Source organism: Xanthomonas sp. WHRI 10204, from assembly GCF_040202875.1.
Taxonomy (GTDB): Bacteria; Pseudomonadota; Gammaproteobacteria; order Xanthomonadales; family Xanthomonadaceae; genus Xanthomonas.
The window spans coordinates 1,281,276-1,306,343 of the sequence record NZ_JBEGDW010000001.1 but is presented as its reverse complement, the minus strand read 5'-3'; the positions used below and the strand labels follow the sequence as shown (position 1 = coordinate 1,306,343).

Annotated in this window: 20 protein-coding genes and 1 other RNA gene; 8 read left to right on the top strand and 13 right to left on the bottom strand. The window is 65.7% G+C overall.

Annotated elements, in window-relative coordinates:
• Window positions 1–24: 24 nt before the first annotated feature.
• The 5 genes from nadD to ABQZ00_RS05660 form a co-directional block, all read right to left on the bottom strand.
• Window positions 25–894, bottom strand: a complete 870-nt coding sequence (gene nadD / locus ABQZ00_RS05680) for a nicotinate-nucleotide adenylyltransferase (RefSeq protein WP_503064242.1) — start codon at window positions 892–894, stop codon at window positions 25–27.
• A complete protein-coding gene (gene holA, locus ABQZ00_RS05675) occupies window positions 891–1,919 on the bottom strand; it encodes a DNA polymerase III subunit delta (protein ID WP_055849929.1) in 1,029 nt (342 codons plus the stop codon). The genes nadD and holA overlap by 4 nt, the downstream gene beginning before the upstream one ends.
• 166 nt (window positions 1,920–2,085) lie before the next feature.
• Window positions 2,086–2,733 (bottom strand): LPS-assembly lipoprotein LptE, encoded by a 648-nt coding sequence (locus ABQZ00_RS05670; protein WP_055849928.1) that lies wholly within the window; start codon window positions 2,731–2,733, stop codon window positions 2,086–2,088.
• A gap of 412 nt (window positions 2,734–3,145) precedes the next feature.
• Window positions 3,146–5,788, bottom strand: coding sequence for a leucine--tRNA ligase (gene leuS / locus ABQZ00_RS05665; protein ID WP_323537387.1), 2,643 nt, complete (start codon window positions 5,786–5,788; stop codon window positions 3,146–3,148).
• 72 nt (window positions 5,789–5,860) lie between these two features.
• A complete protein-coding gene (locus tag ABQZ00_RS05660; protein ID WP_323537388.1) occupies window positions 5,861–6,472 on the bottom strand; it encodes a DUF998 domain-containing protein in 612 nt (203 codons plus the stop codon).
• Between the two features lie 163 nt (window positions 6,473–6,635).
• Between ABQZ00_RS05660 and trxA the strand changes: the two genes are divergently transcribed.
• The 3 genes from trxA to ABQZ00_RS05645 all read left to right on the top strand — a co-directional run bounded on the left by trxA (window position 6,636) and on the right by ABQZ00_RS05645 (window position 9,885).
• Window positions 6,636–7,496: a thioredoxin gene (trxA, locus tag ABQZ00_RS05655; RefSeq protein WP_323537389.1), complete on the top strand. Its 861-nt coding sequence runs from the start codon at window positions 6,636–6,638 to the stop codon at window positions 7,494–7,496.
• Window positions 7,497–8,290: 794 nt separating this feature from the next.
• Window positions 8,291–8,740, top strand: a complete 450-nt coding sequence (locus tag ABQZ00_RS05650) for a DUF4442 domain-containing protein (protein ID WP_115528456.1) — start codon at window positions 8,291–8,293, stop codon at window positions 8,738–8,740.
• Window positions 8,741–8,979: 239 nt separating this feature from the next.
• On the top strand, window positions 8,980–9,885 hold the full coding sequence (locus tag ABQZ00_RS05645) for a peptidylprolyl isomerase (protein WP_115513394.1): 906 nt from the start codon (window positions 8,980–8,982) through the stop codon (window positions 9,883–9,885).
• A 45-nt stretch (window positions 9,886–9,930) separates the two neighbouring features.
• Here the strand turns inward: ABQZ00_RS05645 and ABQZ00_RS05640 are convergent, their stop codons facing one another.
• On the bottom strand, window positions 9,931–10,818 hold the full coding sequence (locus ABQZ00_RS05640; protein WP_323537390.1) for a DMT family transporter: 888 nt from the start codon (window positions 10,816–10,818) through the stop codon (window positions 9,931–9,933).
• A 170-nt stretch (window positions 10,819–10,988) separates the two neighbouring features.
• Here ABQZ00_RS05640 and ABQZ00_RS05635 point away from each other — a divergent pair, with 170 nt between their 5' ends.
• The 4 genes from ABQZ00_RS05635 to ABQZ00_RS05620 all read left to right on the top strand — a co-directional run bounded on the left by ABQZ00_RS05635 (window position 10,989) and on the right by ABQZ00_RS05620 (window position 14,433).
• Window positions 10,989–11,924, top strand: a complete 936-nt coding sequence (locus ABQZ00_RS05635) for a LysR substrate-binding domain-containing protein (protein ID WP_323537391.1) — start codon at window positions 10,989–10,991, stop codon at window positions 11,922–11,924.
• 355 nt (window positions 11,925–12,279) lie between these two features.
• Window positions 12,280–12,594: a metalloregulator ArsR/SmtB family transcription factor gene (locus ABQZ00_RS05630; RefSeq protein WP_055849910.1), complete on the top strand. Its 315-nt coding sequence runs from the start codon at window positions 12,280–12,282 to the stop codon at window positions 12,592–12,594.
• Between the two features lie 30 nt (window positions 12,595–12,624).
• Window positions 12,625–14,058, top strand: coding sequence for a DUF2867 domain-containing protein (locus ABQZ00_RS05625; protein WP_323537392.1), 1,434 nt, complete (start codon window positions 12,625–12,627; stop codon window positions 14,056–14,058).
• Between the two features lie 81 nt (window positions 14,059–14,139).
• A complete protein-coding gene (locus tag ABQZ00_RS05620; RefSeq protein WP_023903350.1) occupies window positions 14,140–14,433 on the top strand; it encodes a hypothetical protein in 294 nt (97 codons plus the stop codon).
• 321 nt (window positions 14,434–14,754) lie between these two features.
• On the opposite strand, the gene ABQZ00_RS05615 is transcribed toward ABQZ00_RS05620, so the two are convergent.
• Both ABQZ00_RS05615 and ABQZ00_RS05610 read right to left on the bottom strand, forming a co-directional pair.
• Entirely contained in the window at window positions 14,755–15,558 is an 804-nt protein-coding gene (locus tag ABQZ00_RS05615) for a DUF4349 domain-containing protein (protein ID WP_323518387.1), read from the bottom strand.
• Window positions 15,555–15,911, bottom strand: coding sequence for a GFA family protein (locus ABQZ00_RS05610; protein ID WP_311240134.1), 357 nt, complete (start codon window positions 15,909–15,911; stop codon window positions 15,555–15,557). Before ABQZ00_RS05610 ends, ABQZ00_RS05615 begins: the two co-directional genes overlap by 4 nt.
• A gap of 233 nt (window positions 15,912–16,144) precedes the next feature.
• Between ABQZ00_RS05610 and ABQZ00_RS05605 the strand changes: the two genes are divergently transcribed.
• Window positions 16,145–17,953 carry a DUF885 domain-containing protein gene (locus ABQZ00_RS05605; protein ID WP_323518388.1) on the top strand — a complete coding sequence of 603 codons (1,809 nt, stop codon included), beginning with the start codon at window positions 16,145–16,147 and terminating at the stop codon, window positions 17,951–17,953.
• A 1,004-nt stretch (window positions 17,954–18,957) separates the two neighbouring features.
• On the opposite strand, the gene ABQZ00_RS05600 is transcribed toward ABQZ00_RS05605, so the two are convergent.
• From ABQZ00_RS05600 to ABQZ00_RS05580, 5 genes are all read right to left on the bottom strand, one after another.
• Window positions 18,958–20,790, bottom strand: a complete 1,833-nt coding sequence (locus tag ABQZ00_RS05600) for an ABC transporter ATP-binding protein (protein WP_323537393.1) — start codon at window positions 20,788–20,790, stop codon at window positions 18,958–18,960.
• Between the two features lie 174 nt (window positions 20,791–20,964).
• Window positions 20,965–21,040, bottom strand: a non-coding RNA gene (locus ABQZ00_RS05595) — sX9 sRNA.
• 68 nt (window positions 21,041–21,108) lie between these two features.
• Window positions 21,109–21,705, bottom strand: a complete 597-nt coding sequence (locus ABQZ00_RS05590) for a plasmid pRiA4b ORF-3 family protein (protein WP_323537394.1) — start codon at window positions 21,703–21,705, stop codon at window positions 21,109–21,111.
• 298 nt (window positions 21,706–22,003) lie between these two features.
• Window positions 22,004–23,269, bottom strand: coding sequence for a cation:proton antiporter (locus tag ABQZ00_RS05585; protein WP_323518485.1), 1,266 nt, complete (start codon window positions 23,267–23,269; stop codon window positions 22,004–22,006).
• A gap of 193 nt (window positions 23,270–23,462) precedes the next feature.
• Entirely contained in the window at window positions 23,463–25,058 is a 1,596-nt protein-coding gene (locus tag ABQZ00_RS05580) for a serine hydrolase (RefSeq protein WP_323537395.1), read from the bottom strand.
• Window positions 25,059–25,068 lie beyond the last annotated feature (10 nt).

The following is a 25,068-nucleotide window of genomic DNA, read 5'->3' as shown; positions in this document are numbered from 1 at the left end:
AGGCCGGTCCGGGCGGATGCGTGTTCAGCTAGCCGCGCGGGGGCAGCCGTACAGGCCTTCCCGGGCGATAAAGCCGGCCACCGCAGCCGGCACCAGCGCCTGCCAGGGCCCGCGGGCAGCGATCCGCGCGCGCACCGCGCTGGCCGATTCGCCGCGCAACGGGTGGTGCAATTGCCACAACCGGCCGGCCGGTGCGGCGAGCAGTGCATCGGTGCTGGCGGCCCAGCGCCCCTGCACCGCGGCGGCCAGGTGCGGCGCATCGCTCAGGTCCAGGGATGTGCCCGGCCGCGCGGCGATGACGAAGTGCGCCAGCTCAAACAGCGCCTCCCACTGGTGCCAGCGGTGCAGTCCAACGAAGGCGTCGGCACCCAATAACCAGGCAATGGGCGTGGTCGGCCCGAGTGCCTCGCGCAGCTCGCGCAAGGTCTCCACGGTGTAGGACGGCGCCAGCTGTTGGCTGGCGCGCTGCAGCTCGCGACTGTCCAGCTGCAGCCCGGGCTGGCCGGCAAGCGCCAGTTCCAGCATCTGCGCGCGCTGCGCGGCCGTGGCACCGGGTGCGGCGCGATGCGGCGGATCGGCGGCCGGCACCAGGTGCACGAGGGCACCGAGTTCGTCGCGCGCTGCGCAGGCGATGGCCAGGTGACCCAGATGGATCGGGTCGAAGGTGCCACCGTAGTAGAGGTGGAGCCGGGAATCGGGAACCGGGAATCGGGAATCTGAAGGGCCAGGAGCTGGTGCGACCGGCTTGGGGCCGGAAACTGACGCGCTGGTCGCAATGCTGGCGGGAGCGACAACCTGCGTGTCTTGGCTCGTCTGTGCAGTGGTTCGGATTTCGGATCCCGTGTCCGGGATCGCGGACGCGTGGTTTCCAGGCCCGGCCTGCCCCGCTGTCACGCCAGCAATCTCACCGCGCGTGCTTCGGCCACCGCGACCAAGAGGCGTTCCAGGCCAACCCAGGCATCGCCGTCGGCGCGACCCTTGGCCATGCGGTCGACCAAGCCGGCCTCGGCGACGAAGCGCTCCCAGCGGCGCGCCTCGGGATGACGCTGCAGCGCGCGCTTGAACGGGGCCTGGCGGGATTCCCAGATGCCCTGCGATTTCATTTCCGCGGCCAGGTTGCCGCCATTGGCCTGCACCTTCGCCAGTGCAGCGGTGCGCAGCAATTCCTTGATCAGGATCGGCATCAGCGCGGCGACGGCTTCGCCTTCCGCACGTAGCCCGGCGAGCATGCGAATCACCGCCGCGGGCTGGCCGGAGAAGGTGGTTTCGGCCAGGCGGAACACGTCGTAACGCGCGGCATCGGCTACCAGCGACTCCATCGCCTCCAGATCCAGCGTCTTGCCATCGGCCAGCAAGGCCAGCTTGTCGATCTCCTGCGCGGCGGCCAGCAGGTTGCCTTCCACCCGCTCGGCCAGGCGCTGCACCGCGGCTGCGTCGGCGCGCAGGCCCTGGGCGCGCAGGCGGCGCTCGATCCAGTCGGACAATTCATGCGGCTTGATCGCCCAGGCCACCGCAATGGTGCCGATGCGGCCGATCGCCTCGGCCCACTTGCCCTGGTGCGCCTTGCTCCAGTCGTTGGCGGTGATCAGCAGCACCACGTCCGGCGGCGGATTGGCACAGAAGCGAGTGATGACCTCGGCGCCGTCCTTGCCTGGCTTGCCGCTGGGCAGGCGCACTTCCACCAGCCGGCGCGGGCTGAACAGGCTAGGCGCGTTGAAGCTGGCGTCGAGCTGGTTCCAGTCGAACTCGCGGCCGTCGGCATCGAACACCTCGCGCTCGCCGATGCCTTCGGCGCGCGCACGTGCACGCACCGCATCGGCTGCTTCAAGCACGCGCAAGGTTTCCGGACCGGCGATCAGGTAGGCCGGCTGCAACGGCTGATTGGACTGGCCGGCCAGCTGCTCTGGGCGAAGTTCCATGACTACAACCGCGTGCCAGGTCGCGGGCTGGCCGACACGCCGTCACGCGACACCGGCAGGCGACTGCCGACGGAACGCTGGTCACTGCCAGCACGCGCCGCGCCGGTCAGTTCCGGACAGCCGCAGCGCCCACCTGACAGACACGCGGGAGATGCGATCGCCACGCTCAGTTGTTCGACGACGGCTGCGGCGCTGGCGGCAGCGAGGCCGGCACGCTGGATTCGGGCGTCGACGGTTGCACTGGCGGCGTGGTGGCCTGCGGCAGCGGCGCGGTCGGGGTGCTTTCCAGGCTCTCGCCACGCTGCACGCGGGCGCGCACCACGCTGTCGATACGGCGCAGGATCGAGGCCGACATGTCTTTGCGCAGTTCGTCGGCCAGGATCTCGCGCTCGGTGGCGGTACCGGTGGCGTCCACCGGCGGCGACACGTAGTCGCGCGACAGCTCGATCACCTGCTGCGGCACCAGCACCGCACCGTTGGCGGTGGTGACGGTAAAGATGGCGGCATAGCGCAGGCTGTATTCCTGTGCACGGCCCTGACTGTCGATGGCGATCGGCAAATCGCCCCAGCGCTCGGACAACACCTGCACCTGCGCAAAGCCGGTCTTGGCGTCTTCGTCCGCCAGCGTGGCGCCGGCAGCCTTGAGGCCCCGCCGCAACAATTTGGCCAGTTCGCTGTACTGCACTGCGGACTGCACCTTCACGGCCGGGGTATCGGGCGGCAACGCAAGCGAATTGCGCAGGTGGAAGCCGCAGGCGGTGAGGCTGGAGACCAGCACGAGGGACGCAGCGAAAGCAGTAGGAAATCGAATCATGGGCACAGTCTGGATGAGCGCCCCGGCGGCGGCAACAGGCGGCTAGCCTGACGCAGCCCGCGTGAACGGGGCTTGATAGGGCGCCGCGGAACAACGCGGCGCCCAGGAATGACAAACGCGTCGCCACGCGCCGGTGAAACGAATGACCCGAAGCCACCCCAACAATCTCACCTGCACGTCGCCAAGCGCGACTGAAATGACGTACCTGAAACCATCGCGGCAACTTTACCCATGCGTCGCGACGCAGCAGCGCAGTTAATCGCAGAGAACCACTGCAGCGCGCGGACCTGCGCAGCACCACGCGCCAGTGCAACACATTGCCGACACCGCAGCAGCAACCTTGCACCGCGTCGCCGCGCCGCTCCGGGAAACTACCCGGATCGGCAATGGCAACCGGACCGATCAGCCGCCATCACCCCGCCACGATGTTCACGATCTTGCCCGGCACGATGATGATCTTGCGGATCGTCAGCCCATCCAGGAATTTCGCGGCATTGGGTTCGGCCTGGGCCAGCGCTTCGATGTGTTCGCGCGCGGCGTCCGCCGTCACCTCGATGGTGCCGCGCAGCTTGCCGTTGATCTGCACCGCCAGCGTCAATGCGTCACGCACCAAGGCGCTGGCATCGACCTGCGGAAACGCCACGTCTTCCAGCAACGTTTCGCCACGGCCCAGCACCTGCCACAACGCGTGGCTGGCATGCGGGGTGATCGGGTTGAGCAGCAGCACCATCGCTTCCAGTGCTTCCTGCCGCACCGCCCTGCCCTGGTCGCTGGCGTCGTCGAACTTGGCCAGCGCGTTGGACAACTCCATCACCGCGGCAATGGCGGTATTGAAGCTGTGGCGGCGGCCGTAGTCGTCGCTGACCTTGCCGATGGTTTCGTGAATCTTGCGGCGGATCGCCTTCTGCTCGGCACTCAGGCTGGCGGCGTCCAGCGCAACGGCCGCGCCTTCGCCCACATGCTTGTGCACCTGCACCCACAACCGGCGCATGAAACGCGCCATGCCGTCGACACCGGCTTCGTTCCACTCCAGCGATTGCTCCGGCGGTGCGGCAAACATCGAGAACAACCGCACGGTGTCGGCGCCGTACTTGGCCACCATCGACTGCGGATCCACGCCGTTGTTCTTGGACTTGGACATCTTCTCGGTGCCGCCGATATGCACCGGCTGGCCGTCGGCGATCAGCACCGCGCCGGTGACGCGGCCGCGCTCATCGCGCTGGACCTCGACATCGGCCGGGTTGATCCAGTCCTTGCCGCCGTTGTCGGCGTCGCGATAGAACGTGTCGGCGATGACCATGCCCTGGGTGAGCAGGTTGGTCACCGGCTCGTCGCTGTCCACCAGCCGCGCGTCGCGCATGAGCTTGTGATAGAAGCGGAAGTACATCAGGTGCAGGATCGCGTGCTCGATGCCGCCCACGTATAGATCGGCCGGCATCCAGTAATTGGCGCGGCGGTCGACCATGTCGCGTGCGTTGGGGCTGGTGTAGCGCGCTACATACCAGCTCGATTCCATGAAGGTATCGAAGGTGTCGGTCTCGCGCTCTGCCGGGCCGCCGCAGTCCGGGCAGGTGGTCTGGCGCCAGGTCGGATCGGTCTTGATCGGCGAACCGGTGCCGGCAAATTCCACGTTTTCCGGCAATACCACCGGCAGCTGGTCTTCCGGCACCGGCACCGCGCCGCACTTGGCGCAGTAGATCACCGGAATCGGGCAGCCCCAGTAACGCTGGCGGCTGACGCCCCAGTCGCGCAGACGGTAATTGATGCGGCGCTGGCCCTGGCCCTTGCGCTCGAAGCGCTCGGCCAAAGCCTCGAAGGCGCCGCCGAAATCCAGGCCATCGAACTCGGCCGAATTGATCAGCTCCAGCTCGCGGCTTTTTTCGGTGTACCAGTCACGCCACTGGGTGGCGTCCCAGGTCTGTTCGTCTTCATTGCGCGGCTCGCGCAGCTTGACCACCTGCACGATCGGCAGGGCGTACTTGTTGGCGAACTCGAAATCGCGCTGGTCGTGGCCGGGCACCGCCATCACCGCGCCGGTGCCGTAGCCCATCAGCACGAAGTTGGCCACCCACACCGGCACCTGCTCGCCACTGATCGGATGCACTGCGGTCAGGCCGGTGGCCATGCCGCGTTTTTCCTGGGTTTCCAGCTCGGCTTCCGAGACACCGCCGTGCTTGAGCGTTTCCAGCAGCGCGGCCAGTTCCGGATTGGATTTGGCCGCATGCAGCGCCAGCGGATGCTCGGCGGCGATCGACACGAAAGTCACGCCCATCAGCGTGTCCGGGCGGGTGGTGAACACGCGCAACGGGTCCAGCGGCGCGCCATCGGTGTCGCGCACGTCGAACTGGATTTCCAGCCCTTCCGAGCGGCCGATCCAGTTGCGCTGCATGGTCTTGACCGAGTCCGGCCAGCCGTCCAGCTGGTCCAGGCCGTCGAGCAGTTCCTGTGCGTAATCGGTGATGCGCAGGAACCACTGCGGAATTTCGCGTTTTTCGACCAAGGCACCGGAGCGCCAGCCGCGGCCGTCGATCACCTGCTCGTTGGCCAGCACGGTCTGATCGATCGGGTCCCAGTTCACCACCGCGTTGCGGCGGTAAGCCAGGCCCTTGCGCATCAGCCGGGTGAACATGCGCTGCTCGTGCACGTAATAGTCCGGCGTGCAGGTGGCGAACTCGCGCGACCAATCGATGGCGTAGCCCAGCGATTTGAGCTGGCCGCGCATGTGCTCGATATTGGCGTAGGTCCATTTGGCCGGCGCGGTCTTGTTCTTGATCGCGGCGTTTTCGGCCGGCAACCCGAACGCATCCCAGCCCATCGGCTGCATCACGTTGTGGCCGGTCATGCGCTTGTAGCGGCTGACCACATCGGAGATGGTGTAGTTGCGCACATGGCCCATGTGCAGCGCACCGGACGGGTACGGCAGCATCGACAGGCAATAGAACTTGGGTTTGTCCGAGTTCTCGTCGACCTGGAAGGCGCGGGTGGCGTCCCAGAACTGCTGGGCGGAGGATTCGACCTGCTGCGGGTCGTAGGCGTTGGGTTCGACGGTGGACATTGGGAGCGGATGCTCGGGCGGTGCAAAGCGGGACAGGGTACCGCAGTGCAGCAGGTGCTCCAAACCGCTCGCTCAGATCGCAGGCTTTGCCGGCCAGATCCAGGCGGCCACGGCCAGCCAGCCGACCCAGGCCAGAAACGCCAGGCGCTGTGCGATGGCCTGCCGCAGCAAGCCGGGCGGGCCAAATGCCAACACCGCCACCAGCAGCCCGGCCGCCAGGCTGAGCCAGGCCAACGCGCGGGTCTCGGGGGCATTGAGCAGCGCTGCGGCAATCAACAGCATGCCCGGCACAAACGCCACCGCCCACAGCAACCAGGCCGTGGCATGTGCCTGACTGGCGCGGCCGTCCAGATCGGTGGGATCCAGCGGCAGCATGCCCATGCCGACAAAGGCCAGCCCGGCCAGCACGATGAGCTGCCCGCCCACACGCAGGCTCCAGCCGGCCTTGGGCGGCATGCGCGCCAGCAAGCTGACGCCGGTGATCATGCCCAGCGCACCGACCAGCACGAACGCCAGCAAATTGAAGCCCAGCGCATGCGGCACACCCTGCGCGCCCAGCAACGCGACCGGGTGGCTGGCCTGCAGATAGCCCGGCAGCGTGGCCCCGAACCCGGCCACCGCCAGCACGAACACGGTTGCCGCGATCAGGCCCAGGTAGCGCTGCGCGCTGTCGGTACTTCCCATTGTGGTGCTCCGCTGCGGGGCGCGTTGGCGCCACCAGGACGCGGCATTGTCGTGCCGGGCGCGCATTGCGTGAACCCCCCTTCGGCGTCCCGGACTGGCCTTGTGTCGGCCGGGTTTGCCACCATTACCACCCATTGTTGCCGTCACCTCATACAGGAAGCCCATGTCCGACAAGCCGCATGTATTCGATGCCACCACCGACACCTTCGAGACCGAGGTCCTGCAGAAATCGTTGACGACACCGGTACTGGTGGATTTCTGGGCCACCTGGTGCGGGCCGTGCAAGTCGCTGACGCCGATCCTGGAAAAGCTGGCAGGCGAGTACAACGGCGCATTCGAGCTGGGCAAAGTCAATGTGGACAAAGAACAACAGATCGCCGCGGCGTTCCAGATCCGCTCGGTGCCGACGGTGTTCCTGGTCAAAGGTGGCGAGATCGTCGACGGCTTCCCCGGCGCGATGCCGGAGGGCCAGGTGCGCGAATTCCTGACCCAGCACGGCGTGCTGCCGGCCGAGCCGCAGATCGCCGAAGAGGTGCTGCCCGAGGCGCCGCTGGACCCGCAGGCACAGGCCGCCGCGTTGCGCGAGGCGATCGCCGCCGAACCGGACAAGGACGAGCTCAAGCTGGATCTGGCGCTGGCGCTGCTCAAGACCGGCGACACCGCCGAGGCCGAGCAGTTGATCGACGCCCTGCCCGCCAACCTGGCCACCGACGATCGCGCAGTGCGTGCCAAGGCCCGCCTGAGTTTTGCCAATGTGCTCAAGGACGCCCCGGACGCCAGCGCGCTGCAGGCCACCGTGGACGCCAATGGCGCCGACTTGCGCGCGCGTCACCTGCTCGGCGTGCGCCATCTGCTCGACGGCAATGACGAAGCGGCGCTGGAACAGTTCCTGGAAATGCTGCGGCAGGATCGCGCCTTCGACGAGAACCTGCCGCGCCGCAGCCTGATCGATGCGTTCCGCGTGATCGAAGACGAAGACCTGGTCGGCCGCTACCGCCGCAAGATGTCGGCGCTGGTGTTCTGATAGCGATGGGCACTGTGGCGCGAGCCGCGGCTTCGTACTCCCGAGAGCGGTTGCATGCGCTGAGATCGGCTGCATGCAGCGTGTCGATTGCACGCATTACACGCATTACACGCATTGCACGTATTGGACGCAGCGTGTCGGTCGCAGGGCCCGGCACGCCGCGGTGCGATGCGAGGCCTGCATCCTGCCGCTACCAAGGCGCGCAGACCTGCCTATCCAAACAGGTCCCCCGCCCACAGTTCCGACATCCTGAAAACCGACCCGACGAAGACGGCCAACCCCATGAACGCGTAGGAGCGGACCTGACCGCGATGAAGCATTCCCAGTCGCGATGAAGCGTCATGCGATAACGGTGGCGGTAACGCACCGTCGCGGCCAGGTCCGCTCCTACAAGCCCTGGCGCCCTGCCGCGTCACGCGTAAGGCAGCGCTGCAATAAAGCGTGAGAGCCGGCCTCCGCCAGATTGCACAGACGGCACACGGCGCAGCGACGACGACTTCAAGCCACCCCGCCCCTGACGCGTAGGAGCGGACCTGGCCGCGATGAAGCATTCCCGCGGTCGCGATGAATCGTTCCTCCGGTAACGGTGACGCACCGTCGCGGCCAGGTCCGCTCCTACGAACGCTGGTGGTCGAGCCTTCTGCGCGAGGCGGCGCGACTTGCACGGTCCGGAGATGACGCGACGCCTGGAAACACTCACATGACGGGCAAAGCAGCTTCCATGGACGGCCACGCCAACCATACGCATGCGAATGTTATGCTGCAGGCCCGACCCGCCATGGAACCCGGCCTGCATGCGCGCTTCACTGTTCAAGCTCGGCATCAACCTGTGGCCGCCTTATCTGTTTTCAGGCATCCACGTCACCGTGTTGTCGGCCGACTATCGCTTCGCGCGTGTGGAACTGCGGCAGCGCCCATGGAATCGCAATTACGTCGGCACCCATTTCGGCGGTAGCCTGTTCGCGATGACCGATCCGTTCTGGATGCTGCTGGTGATGCAGAATCTGGGGCGCGACTACTACGTGTGGGACAAGGCCGGCAGCATCGAATTCGTCAAACCCGGGCGCGGCACGGTGAGCGCGGACTTTGTGATCGACAACGCCATGCTCGCCGAACTGCGCGACGCCACCGCCAGCGGAGAGAAGCATCTGCGCTGGTTCGAAAACACGATACACAATCGCGATGGCGAGGTCGTTGCGCACGTGCGCAAGCAACTCTACGTCAAGCGCAAACCGGCACGGTAACTGCAGCACTGTCGCTCTGCTGCAAAGCAGGAGAGCGATAAATCCGGGCGCCAATCGGACATGACGCGCCCGCTCGATGCGGGCACGTCATGTCTGCGCCAGGTGCGCCGCAATGGCACGCAATCATCATTGCCACGACGCTGGCATAGCGCGTCGGCGTCGTGGCGTGCGCATCACCGCTTTGCGTCCTTGCGCGCATTGGTCAAGAATCAACCACCTTTCCCTCGCTGGTTGCCTTCATGCTGCTGCGTACTGTTGTTTCTGCCTGCCTGCTCGCGCTGGTAGTGCCCGCTGCCGCGCATGCGGCCTACCGCAGCCCGCAACAGATCCTGGACAGCTCGCCGGCCAACGCCTGGCGCGTGCTCGATCCCGATCGCACGCTGTACCTGGAACTGGATACCGGCCGGGTGATCATCGAGTTGGCGCCGCAATTTGCGCCCGAGCACGTGGGCAACATCCGCACGCTCGCCCACGAGCGCTTCTGGGATGGGCTCAGCATCTATCGCTCGCAGGATAATTTCGTGGTGCAGTTCGGCGACCCCGATGGCGAGACGCCGGACAAGGCCAAATCATTGGGCTCGGCCAAGACCCATCTGCCTGCCGAGTTCGAACGCGCCGCGCAAGGTCTGGATTTTCAGCGCCTGCCCGATAGCGATGGCTGGGCGCCACAGGTCGGCTTTGTCGACGGCTTCCCGGCGGGCCGCGACAGCGCCACCGGCAAAGCCTGGCTGGCGCATTGCTACGGCACGCTGGGCGCAGGGCGCAACAATGACGAAGACAGCAGCATCGGCGCCGAATTGTATGTGGTCACCGGGCAGTCGCCACGGCAGTTGGACCGCAACATCACCGTGGTCGGCCGCGTGGTCAAGGGCATGGAGTTGCTGAGCGTGATCCCCCGTGGGCCGGACCCGATGGGCTTCTACGAAGACACCACGCAACGCTCTCCGATCCGCGCGATACGCCTGGCCAGCGAAGTGCCGGTGCCGGAGCGCACGCCGTTGCAACTGTTGCGCACCGACAGCCAGAGCTTCCGCGATGTGGCCGAAGCACGCCGCAATCGCAAGGACGACTTCTACAAGCGTCCGGCCGGACATATCGATCTGTGCAACGTGCCGCTGCCGGTGCGGACCCCGCCCGCGGGCTGAGTCGGGAATCGGGAATCGGGAATCGCAAAAGCGGGGCGCGCGTGCTTAGCGCGCGCGCTGGCTGAAAGCGACGCTGCCCAGAATCAGCACCGCGGCCAGCAACATGGTCCAGGTCAGCGGTTCGCCCAGCAGCGACCACGCCAGCAGCGCACCGAATACCGGCACCAGGTAGGTCACGGTGGATGCCCGCGCCGGGCCGATGCGCTGGATCAACCGGTAATACATCAAGAATGCCAAGCCGGTGCAGACCACGCCCAATGCGGTCGCACACGCCCAGGCCAGCGCCGGCACCGGCGTGGTCGGCCATTGCAGCCAGGCCAACGGTGCCAGCAGCAATGCACTGCACCCCAGCGTGGACGCCGCTGATGCAGCCGGTGGCAGGTCGCCCATGTGGCGCTTCACCAGGTTGTAGCCGATGCCGTACAGCAGCGAGGCGGTGGCGCCGGCCAATGCCGCCGGGCCCACGCTCAACCCGGCTGACTTGCCGGTCGCCAGCACCAGCACGCCGATGAATCCCACCAACAAGGCCAGCGCGCGCCGCGTCCCGATGCGTTCGCCAAAGAACAAGAACGCGATCAACGCAGTGAACAACACCGTCATCGCATTGCAGATCGCACCGACGGCGGCCGGCGCATGTTGCGCGCCCCAGGCAAACAACAGAAACGGCAACGCGGAGTTCAACACGCCGATCGCCGCCAGCATCGGCCAGCGGTGCAAGGGGAAGCGATCGCGCGCCAACCACAGAAACGGCAGCAGGACCACCGCGCCCAGCGCCAGGCGAATTTCCACCAACGCCACCGTGCCGAACTTGGGCGCCGCCACACGCATGAACAGGAACGAGCACCCCCACACGATGCCGAGAAAACCCAGCTCGAGCGGGGTCCGCCATTCGCGTGTTGCAACGACCGGCTGCGTCGACGAGTGCGCGCTCATGGCTGTGCTCCCGCGGCATGCCGTGCGGCGCTGAAACGGCAGAAGACAAGCTCGGGCGGACAGCTGGACATGGCACGATCATCGCGACGGGATGACGCAGCATCGGCTGCCGCCGCAGGCCCGACAAGCGCGTAGTATCGCGGTCAGCCACAAATCTGACTCATGTCTCGATGAATCTGCGCCCGACCCTGCTGCCCGCATTGGGCGTGTTCGCCGCCGCCGCGCGCCATCAAAATTTCGCGCATGCGGCCGAAGAACTGCATCTCACCGCCAGCGCGGTCAGCCACCATGTGCGCAAGCTCGAAGCGCTGCTCGGGGTCACCTTGTTCCAGCGGCTGCCGCGCGGGGTCAAGCTCACCGCCGAAGGCCGTCAGCTGGCCGATGCCGCCACCGCCGCACTGGCCGAGATCGCCGCGGTGGCCGGCAACCTGCATCCGCGCGAAGACGCCATCCCGCTGCGGGTGACCACGCTGCGCTCGCTGTCGTATTGCTGGCTATTACCGCGCCTGCCGCGCTTTTGCCGCGCCCATCCGCATGTCCGCCTGGACCTGCAATCGGACCCGGCGTTCTCGCGTTTCGAAGAAGGCGGCCCGGAACTGGGCATCCGTTATGGGCAAGGCGCATGGCCGGGGCTGACCTCGCACCATTTGATGGACGATGAGCTGTTCCCGGTGGCCTCGCCCTCGTTGCCGGAAGTGGCGGCACTGCGCACACCGGCGCAGATTGCCCAGTTGCCGCTGCTGAGCGATATGTCGCCGCAAGGCTGGCGCGACTGGTTTCGCGCCGCCCAGGTGCGCGGCACCACGCTGCCGCCGATGCATACCTTCAACGACAGCACCGATGCGATGCGCGCAGCGGTGTACGGCCTGGGCGCGGTGCTGGCACGCAAGCACATCGCCCAACCCTATCTGCAACGCTATGAACTGGTGCGGCTGCCAGGCCCCACCCTCAAGGCCCGCTACGCGTACTACATCGTGCACCCCAGCCACCGCGAGCCCAGCCCGGCGGCGGCGTTGTTCATCGACTGGCTCAAACGCGAGGCGCTGGACGAACGCACCCCGATGCCCGCGTTGCCGGCAGAACTGATGGCACTGCCGGCGGCGTGAGAGTGGCCGTTTGAACCGCTGCAGTCTCGCCGGCCAGGCGTCGCATCATTGGATCACCTGAGCGTGACGTTCTCGAAGCGCACGCGGTTGTCCCAGGACTGAGGTGGTCTGCCAATCGTGCAGGCCATTGGCGACAAAGGCGCTCATCGCCAATCGGCCGCACCCTGCGCCACAGCGTCGGTAGATCCCGCGCGCTCCCGCCGTGAGCCGCCGCGGCATCGTCCATCGCAGCAATGCTTGCGGCATTCGCCAGATGCACCCGGCCGTGGCCCGGGAGCACCACCCAAAAAAAACGCTTGACATCGGCCGCCATAAAATCAATTAATTAGCTAATTCGTTAATTACTTAAACCCTTATGTCCATCGACCGCGTCTTCGAAGCCCTCGCTTCCCAACCCCGCCGCAAGATGCTGGCGTGCCTGGCAGACCAGGAACTCACCGCCGGGCAGATCGGGCAGCTGTTCGAGATGAGCGCGCCGGCGATCTCGCGGCATCTGTCGGTGCTGGAAACCGCCGGGCTGGTGTCCAGCGAGCGTCGTGGCCAGTTCGTGATCTACCGCCTCACCCCGGACAACCTGGTCAACACCCTCAGCAGCTTTGCCTTCGAGGTCTGCCCGGCCTCGGCACCGATCAAACGCAAGGCGCGTGCCTTGACCAAGAAGACCTCCTGACCCACCTCCGGCCGTAAAGGACTCATGCCGATGTTCAGCACACCCCAGCACCGCCCTGCCGACGCACACGCAGGTTTTCCGTCCGTCCGTCTGGAGTCCTACAGCGGCGGCCTGCCGGTGGAGGTCACGCTGATCGCACAGCTGGGCGTGGGCGCCGGCAACCCGTTAATCGACCAGGCCTGCCGCCGCCAGCGCGCGCATCCCAGCTTTCACGATGCGCTGGACGAGCCATCGGCACGCCTGGCCGGCACCGATTTTGCGCACGGCGAATCGACCGCGTTGTTCTCGTTTGCGGTGGGCGCCAATGGCCACCCGTTCCATCGCCACGCCGGGCACCGCATGTTCACCGCCATCACCGGCAGCAGTGGCGCGCAACTGCGCTTTTGCACCGCCTCGATGGAACAGATCGAACAAGACCCGCAGCACTTTCTGGCGGCGTTGCGGCATATCGATCTGCCGGCCGATTGCCTGTTTACCGTGCGCTTTGGCGGCGGCACCTTGCATCAGTTCGCACCGCTGAAAGCGCAGGCCGCACACCCGGCGTTTTTCGCGCTGTCCTGCCACAGCGATGAGGCCGGCGGCGAGTTGAGCGATGCGGTGCGCGCACGGGTGCTGGCCGGTACCGCCGATATCGCAACGCTCACCGAAACGCTGCCCGAGTCAGTGATTGCGCTGCTGGCCTCGGCCCAGGCGCGTGCGCTGCAGATTCCCACCGTGGGTCTGTCGCTGGCCGCATCGCCGGGCAGCAGCCGGTTTGCCTGGTGCGGCCGGCTGCGCTCCTTCAGCGGCAGGCTGCGCCAGGCGTTGAGCCGGCTGCGGCGGCCGGTGGGGTTTGTTGCGCTGGCACCGCAGCGGGCGCAGGTCAGCGTGCATGCCGAGCCCAAGCCCGGCTCGCTGCTGACCCGGCATCTGCAACGCTTCGATCATCAGGACAGCGTGCGTCTGCGCCTGCAGCCGCATCAGTTGCGTCAGCACGGTGCGCACACCTTGATGGCGTTGCTGCTGGAAGGATTCACCGAGCGCGCGCCGCCGGGCGTGACCTGGCTGATGCGGCTGCGCAATGCGCTGGTGGCACCGTTGCAGTTGCGGACCTCGCCGCTGGGTTGCCCGGTGTCGTCATTGCTGTCGGCGCAGCGCGACTGTCTGTTCGCGGGCCGGTTCCCGGTGCTTGCGCAAGACACCGCGCCACTGGACCGACGCGTGCAGGTACTGCTGGGCGCCGACGACCGCCACCTGGTCTTCCGTAGCAGCGTGGGCGTGGAGGTACTGGAGGATGGCAGCGTGGAGCTGAGCCTGGAGACGCGGGTGGCCTGCCGCAATACGTTTGGCCGCGTCTACATGGCCTTGGTGGACGGCGTGCACCATCGCTACATCGCGCCGGCACTGCTGCGCACTGCCGCGCAGGCGCTGCTGGTGCCCGTGCTGGATACCGCCCCGGCACAGGCGACAGCCAAGCGCGCGTGAGCAGCCGGCGCACGCAGCCATCACCCGATCTTGCCTGACCGCTGCCTAGGCTTTGGGTCCCCAATCCAAGGAAGCTTTCCCATGCCGACTCTTCGCATGCGTATCACCGGCACCGACGACGACGCACGTGCCATCGCCAATCTGCTGCAGAGCATCGAAGGTATCGAGCACGTCGAAGAAGTGGACGACCTGATGCCGCATCTGGACGACGACGATTCCAGCTCGGCCGGCCTGTCCGACGACGAAGGTCCGGGCAGCCACGAATTCGAAGTAGAAGCCGGCAACGAGGCCACCGCGCAGAAGGTGCGCGACGCGGTGCAGGAACTGGCCTTGCAGCTGGACGTGTTTGTCGAATACGAAGTCGACGAAGGCTGAGCCTGCGTTGGGCGCGACTGCAGCATCGCTCGATGCCTGCAGTCAGCCTGCCTTTTTTCCGACGAAGCCTACGTCCCGCTGGCGCCTTGCTTCAGCAAGCGGTGCTCGCACTGGAGGCCTACAGCACGCTGGAAGCGACCTGGTCGAACAGCCCTGTTAACACGCGGCCATGTCGATGCACATACCAGATTGCATGCGCTTTGCAATTGCATGCGCTGTGCACCTGTGCCCTGCACTACTTCCCCAGCGCGGCTTTCAACATCGTACGACGGCGCCAATCACGCGCGGCTGGTGCGGCAGTGCCGCCCAGCCGCGCGCAGGTCAGGACATCCGGCGACGCCGCGCGCGCCAGCGCCACGCCTGCAACAGCAGCCAGCCGACGATCGCCGCCACCAGTGCCACTGGCAGCAATGCCGCAACCGCACGGATCACGAACGCCACGCTGGACGAAAACACCTGCCCGAACTCGGCAGCTGCCTGCGCAATCTCGCTTCTGCCCTGCTCCCCGCCGGTACTGCGGAAGTTGAGCGTCAGTAACTGGGTGCGGATACGGCGTTGCTGCTGCGCCGCTTCTTGCTGGGTTTGCTGCGCTTCGGCCTCGATCTCGGCCAGGCGCTTGGACAATGCAAGCAGATCGCTCACCGCCAGATCGCGACGTTGCTGCAATTCCAGCAGACGCGCGTGTTCTTTCTGCAGCCGCGCCTGTGCCAGACCGGTATCGGCAATCTGCTGGGCCAGATCCTCGGCGTGCGTACTGCGTGCCGCCACATCGCCATGCTGGCCGGCCAGCTGCACCAGTGGCTCGATGCCCTCGGGCACCATGCGTACGCGAACGCTGCCGCTGGGCTCGCGCCCACCATCCTGTTCCACCGCCAACAGCGCGCAGGTGCCGAACTGTGCGCTCTGGCAGGCTGCACGGACCGCTGCGATGCGCTCGCCGATCTGATCGGCCGGCAACTCGATCCGCACATCGTGTTCGTAGGCCAGTGCATTACCCTGCGCAGCCGGCGGCGCCGGCGCTGGCGCACCGCCGTCTGCGGCCATCTCTCCCTGAGGCCGCGCACATCCGCACAGGGCCCAGCCGACCAGCAGCGCGATGCCGGGCCAGCGCACGCCGCGCCTCATCGGCTGGCTCCATCGACCTGTTGCACGCGCAAGGTGGTCAGATCCAGCGCGGGCAGGCAGCGCACGTTGACCACGACGCTGGCTTCGCCGGTCTTGGGATTAGCACCCTCGCTGAAGGGCGCAATGCCGCACTGCGGGCAATGATGATGCTCGATATGGTGGTGATTGAAGCGGTAGGTGCCAACCGCCTCCGCGGCCGCCTGCAGGCGCAGTTGGGTGCGTGTGCCGAACCAGAGCAGACCACCGCGGCGACGGCAAAGCGAGCAATTGCAGTCGTAAACCTCGGTGATCGGCGCATCGGTCTCCAGCTCGAACGCGATGCTTCCGCAATGACAGCTACCGGCATACAGCATAGGTATTCCTCCTTGGAAAGCGCCACCTGACTGTGGCGTACAACGGGCAAACGGTGGGACGCGACAGCGGACATGGCAGCGGCGAGGGTTCGCCCGCTACCGGCCGATGCCGGACACGGCTGCAGCCGCCTTTGTGGGCGGCGCGCCGATTCGATCGCCACTCTAAACCAATGGTGGATGCGGACAACCGCACAGTTGCCTATGCTGGCGGATTGATTCCATCAGGACCCACCATGCGTCAACGCCTGCTTGTCCTCGCCCTGATCGCCGGCCTGAGTGCCTGCCAACAGCAGCCCGCATCGCCGAGCGTCGGCACCACGCCGCCCGCTGGCGCGCACGACGCGCAGACCGCGGATGCGCGCTTTGCCGCGCTCTCCAAGCAGGCCCTGGACACCTGGATGCAGCTGTCGCCGGTCACCGCCACCCAGACCGGCGATCACCGCTTCGATACGCAGATCGACGATCTCAGCACCGCCGGGCGCCAGCGCAGCCTGGATGCCGGCAAGAAGCTGCTGACCGAGCTGGAGGCGATCGACATCGCCAAGCTGTCGCGCGAGAACCAGGTCGATGCAGCGATCTTGCGTAATCAGCTGCAATCGGAAATCTGGAATACCGAAGTCCTGCAGAGCTGGGCCTGGGACCCGCAGGTCTACAATGGCCTGGCCGGTAGCGCGTTGTACGGCCTGATGGCGCGCGAGTTCGCACCGCTGCCAGAGCGCCTGGCGTCGGCCACGCAGCGCATGGAAAAAATCCCGAGCATCTTTGCGCAGGCGCGCGAGAACCTGGACCCGGCGCGCGTGCCCAAGATCCACGCCGAGACGGTGGCCAAGCAGAACAAAGGCATCCTGAGCATTGTCGATACCTTGATCGCGCCCAACATCGGCCAGCTTGGCCCGATCGAAGCGGCGCGCGCGCAGGCGGCCATCGACAACCTGCGCAAGGCGGTGGCCGAGCAGCAGACCTGGCTGGACACCGTGCTGGTGCCCAATGCCAAGGGCGACTTCCGTGTCGGTGCAGAAAAGTACGATCAAAAGCTGAAATTCGCGCTGTTGTCGTCGCTGTCGCGCGCCGACATCAAACAGCGTGCGGAGTCAGAACTCAAACGCGTGCGCAGCGAGATGTACGGCATTGCGCGCACCGTGCTCAAGGACAAACCGGGCGCACCGAAGCTGCCCGCCTCGCCGACCGACGATCAGCAACAGGCTGCAATCGAAGCCGCGCTGGAACTGGCGTATGCCGACAAGCCCGCGCGCGACAAGGTGGTGGACGAAGCCAAGGCAGCGCTGACGCAGTCCACCAACTTCGTGCGTCAGAAAGATTTGATGACGCTGCCGGATTCGCCGGTGGACATCATCCTGATGCCGGAATTCCAGCGCGGCGTGGCGGTGGCGTATTGCGATTCGCCCGGCCCGCTCGACAAGAATCTCAAGACCTTCTACGCGGTGTCGCCGATTCCGGATGACTGGAACGACAAGCAGGTCGATTCGTTCTTGCGCGAATACAACACCCGCATGATCCATCTGCTCAGCATCCACGAGGGCACGCCGGGCCATTACCTGGAAGGCTGGCACTCGGCCAAGTTCCCCTCCACGCTGCGCGCGGTGCTGCGCTCGGGCATGTTCGCCGAAGGCTGGGCGGTGTACACCGAGCGCATGATGCAGGAACAGGGCTACCTGGATAACGACCCGCTGTTCCACCTGGTGCAGCTCAAGTTCTACCTGCGCACCATTGCCAATGCCATCCTAGACCAGGGCGTGCATGTGGACGGCTGGGATCGCGACAAGGCGATGCACCTGATGACGCACGACACCTTCCAGCAGGAAAGCGAAGCCTCGGGCAAATGGGTGCGTGCGCAGCTGTCGTCGGCGCAACTGCCAACCTACTTCGTCGGCGTGCAGGAACATCTGGACACGCGCAAGGCGGTGCAAGAGAAGCTGGGCAAGGACTTCAACCTGAAGGCGTACCACGACAAGATGCTGTCCTACGGCGCCCCGCCGGTGCGCTTTGCACGCGAGCTGATGCTGGATCAGCCGATTAAATAAGCACTCCCTTCTCCTCGCGGGAGAGGGGCTTGGTCCAACAGACGGGCGGAAGCGCTGACTATCTCCCTTCTCCCGCATGCGGGAGAAGGTGCCCCGCAGGGGCGGATGAGGGCGCGAGCGAAGCCTGGTGTCGCCGAACTACCGAGTGGCTACGCCCCGTACCCTCACCCCCAACCCCTCTCCCGCTGGGAGAGGGGCTTGCTCCAACAGACGGATGAAACGCTGACTCTCTCCCTTCTCCCGCATGCGGGAGAAGGTGCCCCGCAGGGGCGGATGAGGGTACGGGCGAAGCCTGGTGTGGCCGAACTAGCGAGTGGCTCCGCCCCGCACCCTCATCCCAACCCCTCTCCCGCTGGCAGAGCGGCTTACTCCAACAGACGGATGAGTCGCTGACTATCTCTCTTCTCCCGCACGCGGGAGAAGGTGCCCCCGCAGGGTCGGATGAGGGCGCGAGCGAAGCCTCGTGTCGCCGAACTAGCGAATGGCTCCGCCCCGTACCCTCACCCCAACCCCTCTCCCGCTGGGAGAGGGGCTTGCTCCAACAGACGGATGAAGTGCTGACTCTCTCTCTTCTCCCGCATGCGGGAGAAGGTGCCCCGCAGGGGCGGATGAGGGCGCGAGCGAAGCCTGGTGTCGCCGAACTACCGAGTGGCTCCGCCCCGTACCCTCACCCCAACCCCTCTCCCGCTGGGAGAGGGGCTTACTCCAACAGACGGATGAAGCGCTGACTCTCTCCCTTCTCCCGCGTGCGGGAGAAGGTGCCCCGCAGGGGCGGATGAGGGTGCGAGCGAAGCCTGGTGTCGCCGAACTAGCGAGTGGCTCCGCCCCGTACCCTCACCCCAACCCCTCTCCCGCTGGGAGAGGGGCTTGCTCCAACAGACGGATGAAGCGCTGACTCTCCCTTCTCCCGCATGCGGGAGAAGGTACCCCGCAGGGGCGGATGAGGGTACGGGCGAACTGACTTCTCTCGCATCGAACACTCAAGCACTCAAGCATCGTTCCCCTCACCCATCCGCCGCAACAAACCCTCCGGTCTGCCGCGCCCACAGGCGTGCATACAGCCCGCCCTGCGCGATCAGCTGCGCATGCGTACCGGTTTCGACGATGCGGCCGGCGTCCATCACCACCAGTCGATCCATGCGGGCAATGGTGGACAGCCGGTGCGCGATCGCGATGACGGTCTTGTTGCCCATCAATGCGTCGAGGCTGTCCTGGATTGCCGCTTCCACTTCCGAATCCAGCGCCGAGGTGGCTTCATCCAAAATCAGGATCGGCGCATCTTTCAACAGCACGCGCGCAATGGCGATGCGCTGGCGCTGACCGCCGGAGAGTTTGACGCCGCGCTCGCCCACATGCGCATCGAAGCCGTGGCGGCCTTCGCCATCGACCAAGGCGTCGATAAAGCTCTCAGCGCGCGCCTTGCGTACGGCTTCGAGAATCTGCGCGTCGCTGGCCTGCGGCCGGCCATACAGCAGGTTGTCGCGGATCGAACGATGCAGCAGCGAAGTGTCCTGCGTCACCAGACCGATCTGCCCGCGCAGGCTTTCCTGCGTGACCTGCGCGATGTCCTGCCCGTCGATCAAAATACGCCCCTGCTCCAGGTCGTACAGCCGCAGCAGCACATTGACCAACGTCGATTTACCAGCGCCGGAAGGGCCTACCAGGCCGATCTTTTCGCCTGCGCGCACCTGCAGATCCAGCCCGGCGATCACGCCGCCGCGCTTGCCGTAGTGGAAATGGACCTGGTCGAAGTGCACCTGACCCTGGGTGACCCGCAGCGGCACCGCATCCGGCGCGTCCTGCACGGTCAGCGGCTGCGCGATGGTTTGCATGCCGTCCTGCACGCTGCCGATGTCTTCGAAGATGCCGTTGACCGTCCACATGATCCAACCGGACATGTTGTGGATGCGAATCACCAGGCCGGTCGCCAGCGTGATCGCACCGACGCTGATCTGCCCACGGTTCCACAGCCACAGCGACAATGCGCAGGTACCCACAATCAGGAAACCGTTGGCCACCGCGATGGCGGTATCCATGGCGGTGGTCACCCGTGTCTGCCGGCGATGCTTGACCGCCAGCTCATCGAGCGCGTCGTGCACATAGGCTTCTTCGCGGCCGGCGTGGGCGAATAACTTGAGCGTGGAAATATTGGTATAGCCATCGACGATGCGCCCGGTGGCCTTGGAACGCGCGTCAGATGCCACCCAGGCACGCGCCTTCATGCGCGGCACGAAGAACGCCATCAACCCGACATACACCACCAGCCAGGTCAGCAGCGGCGCCATCAGCCACGGGTCGGCCTGGGCAAATAACCACAGGGCACTGCCGGTATAGACCACGATGTACCAGAGCGCATCGACCATCTGCACCGCCGATTCGCGCAACGAGGTGCCCGTCTGCATCACGCGGTTGGCGATGCGGCCGGCAAAATCGTTGTTGAAAAAGCCCAGGCTCTGGCGCACCACGTAGTTGTGCATCAACCAGCGCGAGCGGTTGCTCAGGCCCGGGACGATCGCCTGATTGACCAGCAGGTTATGCAGCCCGGTGAACAGCGGCCGTGCCACCAGCGTGATCGCTGCCATCCATAGCAACTCGCCCGCATGACGACGGAAGAAGTCCGGTCCCGGTCGCTCGGCCAGCATATCCACGATGCGAGCGAGGAAGTCGAACATCGCCACTTCCACCAGCGCCAGCAGCAGCCCTGCGACCAGCGTGGCCAATAGAATCGGCCACAACGGCCGCAGATAATGCAGATAAAACCGCCACACGCTGCGGGGCGGCATCTCCCGCTCGATGGGCGGAAAGATATCGATCAGGGACTCGAACCAGCGGAACATTGCACGCACTTCGCTAACACCGGGCGGTCAGGCTAGCCGATTGGGCGTCAAGCCGCAGTGCGTTGATGCGGCAAGTTCCGCCTGGGAGGTCGCGCTGCGGGTGCCCAGTGCTGCTGTGGATGCCGCGGCGCCGGCACTCCATGGCGCAGCCGTGTCAGCATCCGCCTTTAGAGCGGCCAACACAGCTAGCGAGCAATCGTCAGGTGGGTGCGGGGGGCGCGCTCAGAATCGGAGTGGACGCGTGGTCCATGCCGCACCGAGCACCGAGCACCAGCCGCGCCCGCCTGACGGTGAGCACAGTCGGTTTGTTCGCTGCTCTTAGTCGCGAACACGCGCAAGCAACCGGTTGATCTCGACCAGATCGAAGTGACCCGGATCGAAACGCCCACCGAGCGTGGCCAGTTCCTGCACATGCTGCGGGTGATCCGGGTTGGCGATGATCTGCAGAAATTCCTGGTAGTCATCGATCCCGCCGCGGCTTTCCGGCGGGCAGGCATTGGCCCCGTCGATGCAGCGTGCCACGCGCAGCGCTGCATCCGGCGGCAAGACGGCCTGCACCTGCACCGTATGCTGCCAGCCGGCGCCGGCCCCATAGAAATAGCCAAATGCATCGAGCTCGCCCAGCGCGCTTTCCAACGTGACCCGCGCGGCATGCTTGAGCCGGGAGCGATCCGGCACATCCAGCCCGGACTCGCCATAGCGCCCGCCGCCAACGTCGAATTCGTACGGATGCACACCGCTCCAGCCCATCACCGGCTGCAGCACGCGGTGCAAGGTCGCCAACCGCACTGCACCGGCCACCAGCACGCTGCGCCACACCAGCGGTGCACTGCCCGCCAATGCGATCTGCAACTGATAGATCGGCACCGGGACCTGCACCGCCTGCTGGGCGGCCTTCTTTTTTGCCTTGGTCATGACGACTCGATGACTGATATCTGACGCCAGTATGGCGGCGGTGGCATGCTCGCCTCAATGCGACTGCACTGCGACTGCACTGCGACTGCGCCAGCAACTAGCCGACATCGCTCCATCCTGGTCAAGCAGGTGCGTTCGTTCGGAGCATGCAGCGCACCGCGCGGCGCGCTCGCGCGCGCTGTGCAGCAGCCAATGCGCAGCCTTCAAACGTCAGGATTGCCCGCACGGCCAAGCAGCCGACAAGCGCTGCCTCTCACCAGCGACGCAGCTGCCTCGCCAGCGCAGCAGCGGCCGGCGCTCAGCGCTGTTGCAGACTCGGCACCGCGTCGGTCACGTTGGCATGGCGACGCATGATCCAGTTGAACAGCGGCGTGGCCATCAGCGTGGACAGGATCGCCATCAGCACCAGCACCGAGAACAGGCCCTGCTCGATCACCCCGGCCTGCAAACCGATATTGATGATGATCAGCTCCATCAGGCCGCGTGCATTCATCAGCGAGCCGATCGCCATCGCGTCGCGGTTATTTTCGCCGGTGGCGCGCGCCGCAGCCCAGCAGGCCACGCCCTTGCCGATGAACGATGCCGCCAGGATGGCGACGCCGGCCAGCATGATTTGCGGCTGCAGCAACACGCTGAGCTGGGTTTTCAGGCCCGAATAGGTGAAGAACAACGGCAGCAGCAACACCACCACAAACGGCTGCATCATCTCGCGCAGCTTCTCGGTCAATGCGCCCTTGGGCAGGCAGACGCCCAGCAGGAAGCCACCGAACACGGCGTGGATACCGATCGCATCCATCGCCCAGGCGCTGAGGCAGAACAGCATCAGCACGATCGCCAGCATGCTGTTGCTGAGCGGCTGATCCGGCACGACATGATCGGCCAGGCGACGCAGCAGATGCCGGCCGACAAACAGCATGAACAGCGCATAGGCAACGCCGCCACCGATGGCCAGGTACGCACTGCCCCAGCTGCCGCCGAAGCTGGCCAGCACCACCGCCAGAATGCACCACGCCGCCGCATCGTCGAACGCACCGGCGGTCAGCGCCAACGTGCCCAACGGGCTATTGGTCAGGCCACGCTCGTGGATGATGCGCGCCAGCATCGGGAATGCGGTGATCGCAATGGCCGCGCCCAGGAACAGCGAGGCTTCCATGAGCTTGGCCTTTTCCGAGAACAGGCCTTCCACATTGAGCAGCCACGGGCACATCGCAAATGCCAGCGCAAACGGCACTGCGATACCGGCCAGCGACACGCTCATCGCGCTGCGATAGCGCGCACGGAAGTGATCGCCGCGAAAGTCGGTACCGACCAGAAACATATACAAGCCCACGCCAAACTGCGCGAACACGTACAGCACATCCATGGTCTGCTTGGGGAACAACGCTGCCTGCGCACCCGGTGCCAACAGGCCGAACAACGACGGCCCCAGCATCACGCCGGCGATCATCTCGCCCACCACCTGCGGCTGCCCGAGGCGCTTGGCCAGCATGCCGACCAACCGGCATACCAGCAGGATCGCTGCAGCCTGCAGAAAAAAATACACCGACATCTGCGGAGTGGTCATGCGTATGGGGACATCCCTGAGAAGTGCGCGGATCATAGCGAGCCGCGCCGGTGGACGGTAGCCGAATGGCCACCGAGCGCGGTAATTCCGCGCCAGCAGGCCAATTCAGCTGTTATGGATGGACACGGCACCCCTCCGCTTGGCGGTGAGCGCACCGCACGGCAGATGCGCTGGCGCCGCCCTCAGACGCGTATCACTGCGATGCGGGCGATGCCGCCGGCACCGGGGTCAGTACCAGATCCTGAAAATCGAAACTGAAATCGGTCAACGGCGAGATCGCCTCCATGCGCATCTCGCGCACCGCGCCGTCCGCAGTGAGTGCGAAGTTGACGAAAGCATCGGCGTTCAAGGAACGGTCGTCCCAGCGCACGATAAAGCTGTCGTGCTGCCAGTGCTCCAGCGTGCCGATCAGCTGCGCCGTCTTGGCGAACTGCAGCCGCAACCGCTTGCCGTCCTGGCGGATCACCACATCGCCATACCACGGGTCGCGATAGGTGGCCGCATAACCGCGCAGCGGCAACGACGGCGTCGAGCGTGCGGTGCGTGCATCCTGATGCTTCTTCCAGCTGGTGTCGGCATCGCTGTCGGCCTTGGCCACGGCCTTGGCGTACGCGTCGGTCCAGTCGGTGGGCGGCACTTGCAAGAACGCATCCAGCACCTGCAGCGTCACCGCGTTGAACGCTGCACCCACTTCCTGATTGGTCAGCACCACCACACCCAGTTTCTGGTCGGGTACCAGGGTCAGGCGCGACACCATGCCGGGCCAGCCGCCGGTGTGCCACACCAGCCGATGGCCACGATAGTCGCTCAGGCTCCAGCCTTCGCCGTAACCGGCAAAGTTGGGGCGTACCGCCGCCAGCTCCGGCACCGCCGGGTCGGCGATCGCGATCGGTGTGATCATCGACCACATCTCCTGCTGCCGTTTGGCGCTGAACAACGCTTTCCCATCGGGCAATACCCCACCGGCCAATTGCACGTTCATCCACAACGCCATGTCGTGCGCACTGGAATAGATGCCGCCGGCACCGGAATTGTTCGACCAGGTCAGCGGTGCGGCCGTGCGCAGCTCGGTGAAGTCGTACTTGGCATGGCCTACCGCCGCGGTGTCGCCGGGCTGCAGATGGTCGGCGTTGAAGCGCGTCCCACGCATGCCCACCGGAGCGAAGATCCGCTGCTGCAAAAACGCGGCATAGGACTGCCCGGAGACCTGTTCGATCACCTTCTGCGCGACGGCGTACAAGATATTGTCGTACGCGTAGCGGTCACGAAACCCGCCTTTCAACGGCACCTTGGCCAGGCGCTGCACGACCTCTTCGGTGCTGTAGCTGGTGGTCGGCCAGAACAACAGATCGCCGGCACCCAGGCTCAGCCCGCTGCGGTGCGCAAGCAGGTCGCGTACGCGCATTTCACCGCTGACATAAGGGTCGGACATCCGAAACCACGGCAGGTGGTCGATGACCTTGTCGTCGAGCGACAGCTTGCCCTCGTCGGCCAGAATCGACAGCGACGCGGCAGTAAATGCCTTGGTGTTGGAGGCGATCGCAAACAATGTGTCTGCCTGCACCGGCTCGGGTTTGCCGATCTCGCGCACGCCGTAGCCGCGCTCCAGCACTACCTGACCATCCTTGACGATGGCCACCGCAATGCCGGGCACATCGAACTGCTTGCGCACCCGTTCCATCTGCGCATCGAACTGCTGCATGCCGGCCGGTAGCTCGGCCGCGTGCGTTGTTGTCACCAGGGTTGCCAGCATCAGCACGCCTCCCGTCAGCCATCCGTTCAAGGTCATTCTCACGCTC